Below are 11,965 nucleotides of genomic sequence, written 5' to 3' on the forward strand. Positions count from 1 at the left end.
CGGGAAGCGGTCGGCCTTTATCGGCTCTGATCCGTTGTCCGATGCTTTCAGCTGTCCGATTCGAGGAAGCCGTTGGCCTTGGTGATGCGGTCGAGGTCCATCAGGGTGCGCAGCAGCGCTTCCATCTTTCCCAGCGGCCAGGCGTTCGGGCCGTCGCTGAGGGCCTTGTCCGGGTCCGGATGGGTTTCCATGAAGATGCCGCTGATGCCGACTGCCATCGCCGCGCGCGCCAGCACCGGCACGAACTCGCGCTGGCCGCCGGACTTGCCGCCGGCGCCACCCGGCAGCTGCACGCTGTGGGTCGCGTCGAATACCACCGGGCAGCCGGTGTCGCGCATCACGCTCAGCGAACGCATGTCGGAAACGAGGTTGTTGTAGCCGAAGCTGACGCCGCGCTCGCAGGCCATGATCGCCTCGTTGCCGGTCGCCTTCGCCTTGTCGGTGACGTGCTTCATCTCCCACGGCGACAGGAACTGGCCCTTCTTGATGTTCACCGGCTTGCCGGCGCGCGCGACCTTCTGGATGAAGTCCGTCTGCCGGCACAGGAAGGCCGGGGTCTGCAGCACGTCGACGACGGCGGCGACCTCGTCCATCGGCGTGTATTCGTGCACGTCGGTCAGCACCGGCACGCCGAGCTTCTGCTTCACCGTCTCCAGCACCTTCAGGCCGGCCTCGAGGCCGGGACCACGGAAGCTGGTGCCCGAGGTGCGGTTGGCCTTGTCGAAGCTGGACTTGAAGATGAAGGGAATACCGAGCCGGCCGGTGATCTCCTTCAGCGCGTGCGCCGTTTCCAGCTGCAGCTGCTCGGACTCGATCACGCAGGGACCGGCGATCAGGAAGAAGGGCCGGTCGAGGCCGACCTCGAATCCGCAGAGTTGCATCAGACGCCTCCTGTAGGAGCGGCTTCAGCCGCGATCTGCCCTGCCTTTTCGGCACCGGCACCGGAAGGGATCGCGCCTGAAGGCGCTCCTACGGTGGGTACGGGGGGGCGGGCGGCCTTGTGCTCGCGGGCGGCGCGCACGAAACCGATGAACAGCGGGTGGCCGTCGCGCGGGGTCGACAGGAACTCCGGATGCGCCTGGCAGGCGACGAACCACGGGTGGTCCGCGAGTTCGATCATCTCGACCAGCAGGTCGTCCATCGACTTGGCGCTGATCACCAGACCGGCGTCCTCGAGCTGGCTGCGATAGCGGTTGTTGAACTCGTAGCGGTGGCGGTGGCGCTCGCCGACTACGTCGCGCCCGTACAGCGCGCGGGCGCGGGTGCCGGGCTTGATGCGCTGGTCCTGCAGGCCCAGGCGCATCGTGCCGCCGAGGTCGGACTTCTCGTCGCGGCGCTCGATCTCGCCGCTGGCGGTGCGCCATTCGGTGATCAGGCCGATCACCGGATGCGGGCAGTTGCGGTCGTTCTCGGTGCTGTTGGCGCCCTCGAGGCCGGCGACGTGGCGGGCGAAGTCGACCACCGCCGCCTGCATGCCGTAGCAGATGCCGAAGTACGGGATCTTCCGCTCGCGCGCGTACTTCACCGTCTTCACCTTGCCTTCGAAGCCGCGGTCGCCGAAGCCGCCGGGAACGAGGATGGCGTCGACGCCATCGAGCACCTGCTCGCCCTCGGTCTCGACCTGTTCGGACTCGAGCCATTTCAGCCGCACCCGCGTGCGCTGGCGCAGGCCGCCGTGCTTCAGCGCCTCGGCCAGCGACTTGTAGGCGTCCTGGTGGTCGATGTACTTGCCGACGACGGCGACCGTGACCTCGTCGACCGGGTGCTCGACCGCGTCGACCACCGCCTCCCATTCGGAGAGGTCGGCCGGCTTCGCCTCCAGCCGCAGCCGCTCGACGACGATGCGGTCGAGCTGCTGGCTGTGCAGCCACAGCGGCAGCTCGTAGATGTTGCGCACGTCGACGCAGCTGATCACCGCGTTCTCGGGCACGTTCGTGAACAGCGCGATCTTGCGGCGCTCGGAGTCCGGCAGCGGCTGTTCGCTACGGCAGACCAGGATGTCGGGCTGGATGCCGATCGAGCGCAGTTCCTTCACCGAGTGCTGGGTGGGCTTGGTCTTCAGCTCGCCGGCCGCCGCGATGAACGGCACCAGCGTCAGGTGCATGAACAGCGCCTTGTCCGGACCGCGCTCGGTGCGGATCTGGCGGATCGCCTCGAGGAAGGGCAGCGACTCGATGTCGCCGACGGTGCCGCCGATCTCGACGATGCCGACGTCGAAGCCGTCGGTGGCCTCGAAGATCGCCGCCTTGATCTCGTCGGTGATGTGCGGGATCACCTGCACCGTGCCGCCGAGGTAGTCGCCGCGGCGCTCCTTGCGGATCACGTTCTCGTAGATCCGTCCGGTGGTGACCGAGTTCTTGCGGCTCAGGCGCACGCGCAGGAAGCGCTCGTAATGGCCCAGGTCCAGGTCGGTCTCGGCGCCGTCGTCGGTGACGTAGACCTCGCCGTGCTGGAACGGGCTCATCGTGCCCGGGTCGACGTTGATGTACGGGTCCAGCTTCATCATCGTCACCCGCAGGCCGCGGGCTTCGAGGATGGCGCCCAGGGACGCGGCGGCGATGCCCTTGCCCAGCGAGGACACCACGCCGCCCGTAACGAAGATCAACCGAGTCATCAGAGAGCCACCGCTGGAAAACCGCATTCTACCGGCCCGGCCCCCTCCCCGCGACCGCTTTCCTGACCGCCGGGGGACTTCCGGGCTGCCGCCGATGCGCCTTGCCCGCCGCGGACACGCCGCAAGTACGTCCATGTAGGCTAATCGGCGACGTCCCTGTCGCCGATTGTCCGCGGCGGGCAAGGCGCATCGACGGCACCGAATTTCGCGGCGGCGGCCAGGAAGTGCCCGCGGCTCCGGGTCGGGCGCCAGCATCCGGTTTCCGCCCACCTCCCCTGCGCAAGACCGAGTGAGCCGGCAACCGGCATTCACGCCGGACTTCGAATGCCAGCGAGTGCTTTCGTGGCGCGGCCCGGAAATCCGGGGTGGTGCTCGACGACTGGCCGGCCGGACAATCAGCGCCATGGATGGCGCTGATTAGCCTACATGGACGTACTCGCGGCGTGTCCGGGCGGCCAGTCGTCGAGCGCCGCAGCCTGCGTAGGCCGGCTCCGCGCCACGAAAAGGTCGCAGGCGGCGAGATCCGAGCGGGTAGAATCGCGGGCTTCACCGGATCGAAGAACGCATGAGCAGCCGCTACGACGCCGCAGATATCGAAGTCCTGTCCGGCCTTGACCCGGTCAAGCGCCGGCCGGGCATGTACACCGACACCACCCGCCCGAATCACCTGGCGCAGGAGGTGATCGACAACTCGGTCGACGAGGCCCTGGCCGGGCATGCGAAGACGATCGAGGTCACGGTCCATGCCGACGGCAGCGTCGAGGTCGCCGACGACGGCCGCGGCATGCCGGTCGACGTCCACCCGGAGGAGAAGATCTCCGGCGTCGAGCTGATCCTCACGCGGCTGCATGCGGGCGGCAAGTTCAGCAACCGCAACTACACCTTCTCCGGCGGTCTGCACGGCGTCGGCGTCAGCGTCGTCAATGCGCTGTCGAAGCGGCTCGAGGTGTTCATCAAGCGTGGCGGCCAGGAACACCGGATGGCGTTCCGTGACGGCGACCGTGCCTCGGCGCTGGAAGTGGTCGGCAGCGTCGGCAAGCGCAACACCGGCACCCGCCTGCGGTTCTGGCCCGATCCGAAGTACTTCGACAGCCCGAAGATCGCGGTGCGGGCGCTGCGCCACCTGCTGCGCGCCAAGGCCGTGCTCTGCCCCGGCCTGACCGTGAAGCTGTTCGACGAAGCGACCGGCGAGCGCGAGGAGTGGTACTTCGAGGACGGCCTGCGCGACTACCTGCGCGGCGCCCTCGCCGGCCGCGACACCCTCCCGGCCGAACTCTTCGTCGGCCACCTCGGCAAGGACACCGAGGTCGTCGACTGGGCGGTGGCCTGGCTGCCGGAAGGCGAGCTGGTGCAGGAGAGCTACGTCAACCTGATCCCGACCGCCCAGGGCGGCACCCACGTCAACGGGCTGCGCAGCGGTTTCACCGATGCACTGCGCGAGTTCTGCGACTTCCGCAACCTGCTGCCGCGCGGCGTCAAGCTGGCGCCGGAAGACGTCTGGGACCGGGTCGCCTACGTGCTCAGCCTGAAGATGACCGACCCGCAGTTCAGCGGCCAGTCCAAGGAGCGGCTGAGTTCGCGCCAGGCCGCCGGTTTCGTCGAGGGCGCGGCGCACGACGCGTTCTCGCTGTGGCTGAACCAGCACGTCGAGACCGGCCTGCAGATCGCCCAGCTGGCGATCGAGCGCGCGGCGGCGCGGCTGAAGACCGAGAAGCAGGTGATCCGCAAGAAGATCACCCAGGGTCCGGCCCTGCCCGGCAAGCTCGCCGACTGCATCAGCCAGGACCTGTCGCGCACCGAGCTGTTCCTGGTCGAGGGCGATTCGGCCGGCGGCAGCGCCCGCCAGGCCCGCGACAAGGATTTCCAGGCCATCCTGCCGCTGCGCGGCAAGATCCTGAACACCTGGGAAGTCGAATCCACCGGCGTGCTCGCCTCCACCGAGGTGCACGACCTCGCGGTGGCCATCGGCTGCGACCCGGGCTCGGAGAACATCGACGGCCTGCGCTACGGCAAGGTGATCATCCTCGCCGACGCCGACAGCGACGGCCTGCACATCGCCACTCTGCTCAGCGCGCTGTTCCTGCGCCACTTCCCGGCGCTGGTGCGCGCCGGCCACATTTTCGTGGCGATGCCGCCGCTGTTCCGCGTCGACGTCGGCAAGCAGGTCTTCTACGCGCTCGACGAGGAGGAGAAGCGGATCCTGCTCGACCGCATCGAGAAGGAGAGGATCCGTGGCGCGGTCAGCGTGACCCGCTTCAAGGGTCTCGGCGAGATGAACCCAGCGCAGCTGCGCGAGTCGACGATCCACCCGGATACCCGCCGCCTGGTCCAGCTCACCGTCGACGACGACGCCGCCACCCGCGGCCTGATGGACATGCTGCTGGCGAAGAAGCGCGCCGGCGACCGCAAGGCCTGGCTCGAGGCCAAGGGCGACCTCGCCTCCCTCGAAGTGTAGGAGCGCCTTCAGGCGCGATCGGCGCCTCCGCGCGCCTGACCCTCCCCGCACGCCTGCCCTCCCCGCACGCCTGCCCTCCCGCGCGCCTGACCCGCCCTGCACGAATGTGACGCGCGGCGTCAGCGCGCGCCGGCCGCCGTGCCGCGCCGCCCGCGCCGCGCCGGCCTCCCGGTGATGGCATGCGAATTGCATATTTCCGCCGATGACCGCTCCGACGACCCCGCGATGAGCTTCGACCGGCGCACGCTGACGCTGCAGCTCTGCGGCCTGATGTTCGCGGTCGCGATGGCGGTCGGGCTGCAGGCGCGCGAGAAGCTCGCGACGGTCGACCAGGCCTATCCCTACCGCGTCGCCGACAGCGTGCGCGGCGGCTGCGGCTTCGACTACATCGACCTCGACGGCCATGCGAGCCCGCTACCGCTGGCGATCACCGGCGACGACGCCGACGACACCGGTGCGCTGCTGACGCTGCGGGAGCCCTTCGAGCTGTACCAGCGCCCGAGTCCGAGTCTGGTGGTGTCCGGCAACGGCTACCTGGCGGCCGTCGACGCGCTGGCCGCCGACGACGGCTCCGATTTCGCGAATGCCTGTCCGGAGGACGTCGGCCGCCGCCCGCCGGGCGGCAGCCGCATCCTCGTCTACCACGACGACCTGCGCGCCCGCCCCGGCGGCGGCGTCCGCCACGCCTGGTTCCCGAGCTGCCCGCGCGCGTCCGACAGTGGCGAGCCCGAGCCCTGCACCGTCATCGAATGGAACGGCTACGAGCGGGTCAGCCCGCTGCCGAGCTCGCGTCCGCTGCAGGCGCAGGCGGTGCTGTACCACCGCAGCCACGAGATCGCCCTGCAGTACGCCTCGGTCGACGACAGCCATGCGGCGTCGGCGACGATCGGGGTGATGGGGCTCGAAGGCCGCGCCGCGCGCAGTGCCAGCTGCAATCTCGAGCAGCGGACGCTCGCGCGCAGTTCGGTCTGCTTCTTCGATCCGCGCTGAGCGCGGCGACCGGGTGTCGGTGACTTCGTCGCCGGCGGTTCAGGCCAGGCCGGCGCGGAGCATCGTTTCCAGCAGACCCTGCAGGTGCGCCGCCCGGGCGCGGTCGTACATGCCGGCGGCCTCGTCCATGTAGGTGGACTGCGCGAGCTCCAGCTGCACCGCATCGATGCGCTGCGCCGGGTCGCCGTAGTGGCGGGTGATGTAGCCGCCCTTGAAGCGGCCGTTGACCACCCAGCGGTAGTCCTGCTGCGCGGCCAGCACGGCCTCGATCCGCTGCTGCCGCGCCGGCGTGCAGCTCGCGCCGCCGGCGGTACCGAGATTGAGGTCGGGCAGCCGGCCCTCGAACAGGAACGGCACTTCGCTGCGGATCGAATGCCCCTCCCACAGCAGCACCTGGCCATGCTGCGCGCGCAGGCGCTGCAGTTCCGCCTGCAGGGCATCGTGATACGGCCGCCAGTACTGTTCGACGCGGGCGCGGACCTCGTCGGCATCCGGCTCCTGTCCCGGCAGGTAGACCGGGCCGCCGTCGAAGCGGCGCACCGGGCACAGGCCGGTGGTGTTCTGGCCGGGATACAGCGAGGTGTCGTCCGGTGGCCGGTTCAGGTCGACCACGTAGCGCGAGTACACCGGCACCAGCACCGAGGCGCCGAGCTCGCGCGCGAAGGCGTACAGGCGGGCGACGAACCAGTCGGTGTCCGGCACCGACAGCGCCCCGGAACTCAGGCGGTTGCCGAGGTCGCCCGGGATCGCGATGCCGTCGTGCGGCAGGCTCACCAGCAGCGGCGCGGTGCCGCGGTGCAGGGTGTAGACGTCGTCCATGCGGGCCAGTCTAGCCGCCCCGTGCGGCGAAGCGGGCCGGCGCGTACGGTGCCGGGTCGATCGGTGGCTCGCGGCCGGCGATCAGGTCGGCGAGCAGGCGCCCGGTGCCGGCGCTCATGCCGACGCCCATCATGCCGTGGCCACCGGCGAGCCAGAGGTTGGTGTAGCCGGGCGCGCGACCGATCAGCGGCACGTCGTCGGCGCACATCGGCCGCCAGCCGCACCATTCCTCGCGCTTCACCGGGCCCTCGGGCTCGTGCAGGTATTCGCCGGCGCCGCGCACCAGGGCGTCGAGGCGCACACGGTTCAGGCGGTGGTCGTAGCCGCTGAATTCCATCGTGCTGCCGAGGCGGAAACCGTCGGCCCAGGCGGTGACGCAGACCGCGCGCTCCTTCAGCACCAGCGGCCGCCGCGGCACCCGCGCCGGGAGGTCGTAGGTGATCGAATAGCCCTTGCCGGGCTGGATCGGGATCGGCAACTGCAGCTGCAGCGCGAACTCCGGCAACCAGGCGCCGAGCGCCAGCACGACCTTGCCGGCGCGCCGACGGCCTTCGCTGGTGTGCACCGCGGTGATGCCGTTGCGGTCGCGCTCGCAGCCGGTGACGCAGACGCCCTCCTCGATCACGCCGCCGGCGGCACGCACCAGCCGCGCCAGTTCCGCGACGTAGCGGTCGGGACGCAGCTGGGCATCGCCGGGGAAGAACAGCGCGCCGGCCATGCCCGGCTTCAGCGCAGGCTCGTCGGCGGCGAGCGCGGCGCCGTCGAGGACCTTCGCGGCGATGCCGAGCTCGGCCAGCAACGGCAGGTCGCGCTGCTGCTTCTCGAGCGCGCGCGGATCGCGGAACACGTAGTGGAAGCCGTTCGCCTCGTAGCCGCAGTCGAGGTCCTGGCCATAGACGAGATCGGCGACCAGCGCCCGCGACAGTTGCAGCAGGCGCCCCTTGGCCATGCCACTGCGGTGCCAGCTGCCGGCATTGCAGCGGCGCGCGACCTGCCACAGCCAGCGCAGCATCGCCGGATCCCAGCGCGGGGCGATGTACAGCGGCGCCGCCGGGTCGAACATCCAGCGCAGGGCCTGGCCGATCATGCCCGGCGCCGCCAGCGGCGGGGCGTGGCTCGGGGTCAGGGTGCCGCAGTTGCCGTGCGAGGCGCCGCCGCCGACCCGGCCCTGCTCGAGCACGCGCACCGAGCGTCCGTCGGCGAGCAGGTAGAACGCGCAGGCGAGGCCGACGACGCCGCCGCCGACCACCAGGACGTCGGCATCGCCGCGGGACTCCGCAATGTCCGGGACGGTCGTGCTCATGTGATCTTTCGCCGGAAGGCCGGCCACTGCAGCCACGTCAGCGCGCGCCACAGCCACTCGGCCGGGCCGAAACGGTAGCGCGCCAGCCACCACGCCGAAAGCAGGCACTGCACGAGGGTCAGCGCCAGCACCAGGCCGACCTGGCCGGGTCGCGACACCTGCCCCCACAGGCCGAAGCCGTAGCCGTAGAACAGCGTGCTGAACACCGCCGAGGCCATCAGGTAATTGCTCAGCGCCATGCGGCCGGCCGGCGCCAGCCAGCGCTGCAGGACGTTGGCGACCGCCGGCACCTGCATCGCCAGCACGACCACGCCGATGTAGCCGAGGGTCATCGGCAGTGCGCCGACCCAGTGCGTCCATTGCGCGACCAGCGCGGCGCCGGCATCCGGCGCGTCGGCCATGCCGGTCGCGCGGCTGGCGCCGGCGACGGTGACCGCCAGTCCCAGCGGCAGCAGCACGAACGCGGCGATGCGGTGGAAACGCAGGTGCCGTTCCGGCTGCGCGAGCCGCCCGGTCTCGAGCAGCCAGCCGCCGAACAGGAACACCCCGAGCGCGACCGGCACCAGGAAGAACTCGAACGCCAGCGCCTGCACGAAGTCGCGCCCGCGCTGCGCCGTCACCGTCCACCAGTCACCGGCGGCGTAGGCGGTGGCCGCCTGGGCGAGTTCGGCGCTGCGGTCGACCGCCGGCAGCATCGCCGCCGCGGCGGTCTCGCCACCGACCAGCACCACCAGCACCATCAGCGTCAGCCAGGCGGTGAACAGCAGGAACAGCACCGCACCGAGGCTCAGGCGCAGGGTCGGCCCGAGCCGCGGCTCCAGTTCGCTGACGGGAACCAGCACCAGCAGGCCGAGGGCGGCGATCGCGTAGCTGTGCAGGATGTCGCCCGGCCACAGCAGCAGCGCGTGGGCGATGCCGAAGGCGAACAGCGCCGCCGTCCGCCGCAGGTAGCGGGCCAGGAAAGGCTGCCGCGCCGCCGCCAGCCGATGCCGCATCACCATGAAGCCGGCGCCGAACAACAGCGCGAACAGCAGCCAGAACTTGCCCTGCACCAGCACGTGCACCAGCCAGCCGGTGGCGTACTCGAGGCCTTCGGCCTGCGCCGGCACGCCGTCGCCGAGCTCACCCGGCGGCCGGGTGAACCACTCGATGTTCATCAGCGCGATCCCGGGCAGCGCGAAGCCGCGCAGCACGTCCAGCAGCGGCAGCCGCTGCTGCAGGTAGGTCGGGACCGGCGCGGCGGCGGTCAGTGCTGCGCGCCGCCTTCGCCGTGCACGTGGCCGTGCTCGATCTCGACCGCCTCGGCCTCGCGGACTTCGACGATCTCGACGTCGAAATGCAGCGACTTGCCGGCCATCGGGTGGTTCATGTCGACGTCGACGACGGTGGCGCCGACCTTGACCACGGTCACCGGGCGCGGGCCGATGCGGGTGTTGATGACGATCTCCTGGCCCGGCAGCAGGCGCTTCTCGCGGATGTGCTTCTTCGGCACGCGCATGACCATGCCCTCGCGGCGCTCGCCATAGGCCTGTTCGGCTTCCAGGGTCACTTCGAAGCGGTCGCCGGCGGCCTTGCCCTCCATCGCCGACTCGAGGCCGGGGATGATGTTGCCGTGGCCGAACAGGATCGCCAGCGGCGCCCGCTCGCGCGAGGTCTCGATCGCCGGCTGGCCCGGCTCGGAGACGGTGTAGTGGAAGCGGACGACGCGGTTCTTCTCGATGTTCATGCGATTTCCGTTGGTGGCGCGGCCGGCCCCGGCCGGCCGCACATGGCTGGCCGGTGACGTGTCCGGCGGGATCGGGCAGACTCGGCCCGTGACTGCGGACGCGCATTATCCCGGCCCCTCCCGCCCGGCGCCAGCCGCGCCGATGCGGCCCCTTCATTCCCTCACGATCCTGCTGGCGGCCCTGCTGCTGGCGGCCTGCGCGTCGGCGCCGGAACGCCGCACCGGCGGCACGGCGCCGGCGCCGATCCGCATCGTCGACGTGTCGCCCGACGATCCGCTGCGCGCCAACGAGGTGCTGATCCGCGCGATCGGCCTGGTCGGCACCCCCTACCGCTGGGGCGGCAACACGCCGGCCGGCGGCTTCGACTGCAGCGGCCTGGTCGGCTACGTCTTCCTCGACGCGGCCCGGCTGCCGTTGCCGCGCACCACCGGCGAACTGGCGCGCGCCCCGGGCAGGAGCCCGCCGCGCGACCGCCTCGCACCCGGCGACCTGGTGCTGTTCGCGGACCGCGGCCAGGTCTTCCACGTCGGCATCTACGTCGGCGAGGGGCGCTTCGTGCATGCGCCGAGCAGCGGCGGCACGGTGCGCCTGGACCGCATCGATTCCAGCTACTGGAGCCGCGTCTATGCCGGGGCGCGACGGATTCTCTGAACCGAACCGGACGGACTTCCGGTAACCGGGACTGACTTGTTTCCCGCGGCGACCGATGTGACGCGAACATCGGAACACCCCCGAAAGCGGGCACAATGTGACGCAGTTGGTCATTTCACCTGGGGTGAGTCGCCGTTACTTTCGCGGAATGAGGCTTGGCACGGTCCTTGCCAGTGGCCCATCGCGACCGGTTTTCCGGCCGAACCCGAACCCAACAGGACCCGACCATGACCAAGTTCCGCAGCTCCCTCCTCGCGCTCGCCGCCGGCGCCGCGCTGTTCGCCGGCAACGCCGGTGCCGCCACCACCAGCAGCAGCTTCACCGTTTCGATCCAGGTGCAGAACAACTGCACGGTCGCGGTCGGCAACATCGACTTCGGCACCGTCAACGACCTGAGCGCGGTGCACACCGCCTCGTCGACCGCGACGGTGACCTGCTCCGGCAACGGCGGCTGGGACGTCGCCTTCAGCGCCGGCGACAGCAGCAACCAGGCCGCCCGCTCGATGGACGGCGCGGTCGCCTACAACCTGTACACCGCCGCGGTGGCCGGCTCGGTCCTCGGCGACGGCAACGGCGGCACGGTCAAGCCGACCGGCAACGGCTCCGGCAGCTTCACCGTGTACGCGCGCACCGTCGCCGGCCAGCCGATGGTCAACGGCACCTACAGCGACTCGATCACCGCGACGCTGACCTACTGATGTCCGCACGCGCCGCCCTCGTCGCCGGTGCCGTGCTGCTGCTCGCCGCGGGCGGCGTTTCCGCCCGCGGCCAGCTGCAGGCCGGCCCGACCCTGCTCGAGATCCCGTCCGGGGCGAACGCCACGCGGCTGCAGCTCGGCAACACCGGCGACGCCACCGTGGCGGCCCAGGTGCGCGTCTACGCCTGGGTGCAGGAGGACGGCGAGGACCGCCTGCTGGAAACCGAGGCCCTCGTCGCCAGCCCGCCGATCGCCGAGGTCGAGGCGGGCGGCGAGCACCTCGTACGCCTCGTCCTCACCGGCACGCCGCCGGCCGGCACGGTCGACGCGACCTTCCGCGTCGTCGTCGACGAACTGCCCGGCGACCCGCAGGTGGGCGAAACCGGCGTGCAGATGCGCATGCGCTACGTGATCCCCGCCTTCGTGCGCGCCGCCGCGGCGACGCCACCGGCGATCGAATGCGAACTCCGCGCCAGCGAACTGAGCTGCCGCAACCGCGGCGGCCAGGCCGCCCAGCTCGCGGTGACCGCGCTGCGCGGCGCCGACGGCCCGGCGGTGGTGCTGAGTTCCGGCCTCTTCGGCTACGTGCTGCCGGAAAGCGAGCGGCGCTGGACGCTGCCCGCCGGCACCGGGATCCCCGTCGGCCCCCTCCTTCTCGACACCCAGCTCAATGGCCAGGCCGCGACGATCGACGTCCGCCGGCCCTGAG

General features: G+C 70.9%; 11 protein-coding genes. 5 read left to right on the forward strand and 6 right to left on the reverse strand.

Translation table 11 applies throughout. The features are described 5' to 3' along the window. Positions 1–47 precede the first annotated feature (47 nt). On the reverse strand, positions 48–881 hold the full coding sequence (kdsA, locus tag K311_RS0114070) for a 3-deoxy-8-phosphooctulonate synthase (protein ID WP_026817824.1): 834 nt from the start codon (positions 879–881) through the stop codon (positions 48–50). Then, the gene (gene pyrG, locus K311_RS17175) at positions 881–2,614 is read right to left on the reverse strand and encodes a CTP synthase (protein WP_081683475.1); all 1,734 of its coding nucleotides are present in this window, start codon (positions 2,612–2,614) and stop codon (positions 881–883) included. Before pyrG ends, kdsA begins: the two co-directional genes overlap by 1 nt. A gap of 565 nt (positions 2,615–3,179) precedes the next feature. Here pyrG and parE point away from each other — a divergent pair. Beyond that, positions 3,180–5,069, forward strand: a complete 1,890-nt coding sequence (gene parE, locus K311_RS0114080) for a DNA topoisomerase IV subunit B (protein ID WP_026817825.1) — start codon at positions 3,180–3,182, stop codon at positions 5,067–5,069. Positions 5,070–5,294: 225 nt separating this feature from the next. Further along, positions 5,295–6,059 (forward strand): hypothetical protein, encoded by a 765-nt coding sequence (locus K311_RS0114085; RefSeq protein WP_026817826.1) that lies wholly within the window; start codon positions 5,295–5,297, stop codon positions 6,057–6,059. A gap of 39 nt (positions 6,060–6,098) precedes the next feature. On the opposite strand, the gene hutG is transcribed toward K311_RS0114085, so the two are convergent. The 4 genes from hutG to K311_RS0114105 are packed head-to-tail and all read right to left on the reverse strand — an operon-like array spanning position 6,099 to position 9,907. Then, positions 6,099–6,878, reverse strand: coding sequence for an N-formylglutamate deformylase (hutG, locus tag K311_RS0114090; protein WP_026817827.1), 780 nt, complete (start codon positions 6,876–6,878; stop codon positions 6,099–6,101). A 10-nt stretch (positions 6,879–6,888) separates the two neighbouring features. Beyond that, the gene (locus K311_RS0114095; RefSeq protein ID WP_026817828.1) at positions 6,889–8,181 is read right to left on the reverse strand and encodes an NAD(P)/FAD-dependent oxidoreductase; all 1,293 of its coding nucleotides are present in this window, start codon (positions 8,179–8,181) and stop codon (positions 6,889–6,891) included. After that, on the reverse strand, positions 8,178–9,374 hold the full coding sequence (locus K311_RS0114100) for a DUF418 domain-containing protein (protein WP_051240190.1): 1,197 nt from the start codon (positions 9,372–9,374) through the stop codon (positions 8,178–8,180). Before K311_RS0114100 ends, K311_RS0114095 begins: the two co-directional genes overlap by 4 nt. Before the next feature lie 53 nt (positions 9,375–9,427). After that, positions 9,428–9,907 carry an FKBP-type peptidyl-prolyl cis-trans isomerase gene (locus K311_RS0114105; RefSeq protein WP_026817829.1) on the reverse strand — a complete coding sequence of 160 codons (480 nt, stop codon included), beginning with the start codon at positions 9,905–9,907 and terminating at the stop codon, positions 9,428–9,430. Between the two features lie 142 nt (positions 9,908–10,049). On the opposite strand from K311_RS0114105, the gene K311_RS0114110 reads away from it, so the two are divergent. The 3 genes from K311_RS0114110 to K311_RS17185 all read left to right on the forward strand — a co-directional run bounded on the left by K311_RS0114110 (position 10,050) and on the right by K311_RS17185 (position 11,964). After that, positions 10,050–10,559, forward strand: coding sequence for a C40 family peptidase (locus K311_RS0114110; protein WP_026817830.1), 510 nt, complete (start codon positions 10,050–10,052; stop codon positions 10,557–10,559). A 227-nt stretch (positions 10,560–10,786) separates the two neighbouring features. Next, complete coding sequence (locus K311_RS17180) at positions 10,787–11,257, forward strand: Csu type fimbrial protein (RefSeq protein ID WP_051240191.1); 471 nt, start codon at positions 10,787–10,789, stop codon at positions 11,255–11,257. After that, entirely contained in the window at positions 11,257–11,964 is a 708-nt protein-coding gene (locus tag K311_RS17185; protein WP_051240192.1) for a fimbrial biogenesis chaperone, read from the forward strand. The genes K311_RS17180 and K311_RS17185 overlap by 1 nt, the downstream gene beginning before the upstream one ends. Position 11,965 lies beyond the last annotated feature (1 nt).

Origin of the sequence: Arenimonas composti TR7-09 = DSM 18010 (assembly GCF_000426365.1) — a bacterium.
Classification (GTDB): Bacteria; Pseudomonadota; Gammaproteobacteria; order Xanthomonadales; family Xanthomonadaceae; genus Arenimonas; species Arenimonas composti.

Excerpts from the sequence above, each read along its gene's own strand:
- K311_RS0114095 (WP_026817828.1), bottom strand. The coding sequence starts at position 8,181 with ATGAGCACGACCGTCCCGGACATTGCGGAGTCCCGCGGCGATGCCGAC.
- K311_RS17185 (WP_051240192.1), top strand. The coding sequence starts at position 11,257 with ATGTCCGCACGCGCCGCCCTCGTCGCCGGTGCCGTGCTGCTGCTCGCC.
- K311_RS0114085 (WP_026817826.1), top strand. The coding sequence starts at position 5,295 with ATGAGCTTCGACCGGCGCACGCTGACGCTGCAGCTCTGCGGCCTGATG.
- parE (WP_026817825.1), top strand. The coding sequence starts at position 3,180 with ATGAGCAGCCGCTACGACGCCGCAGATATCGAAGTCCTGTCCGGCCTT.
- hutG (WP_026817827.1), bottom strand. The coding sequence starts at position 6,878 with ATGGACGACGTCTACACCCTGCACCGCGGCACCGCGCCGCTGCTGGTG.
- K311_RS0114105 (WP_026817829.1), bottom strand. The coding sequence starts at position 9,907 with ATGAACATCGAGAAGAACCGCGTCGTCCGCTTCCACTACACCGTCTCC.
- K311_RS0114110 (WP_026817830.1), top strand. The coding sequence starts at position 10,050 with ATGCGGCCCCTTCATTCCCTCACGATCCTGCTGGCGGCCCTGCTGCTG.
- K311_RS17180 (WP_051240191.1), top strand. The coding sequence starts at position 10,787 with ATGACCAAGTTCCGCAGCTCCCTCCTCGCGCTCGCCGCCGGCGCCGCG.
- pyrG (WP_081683475.1), bottom strand. The coding sequence starts at position 2,614 with ATGACTCGGTTGATCTTCGTTACGGGCGGCGTGGTGTCCTCGCTGGGC.
- kdsA (WP_026817824.1), bottom strand. The coding sequence starts at position 881 with ATGCAACTCTGCGGATTCGAGGTCGGCCTCGACCGGCCCTTCTTCCTG.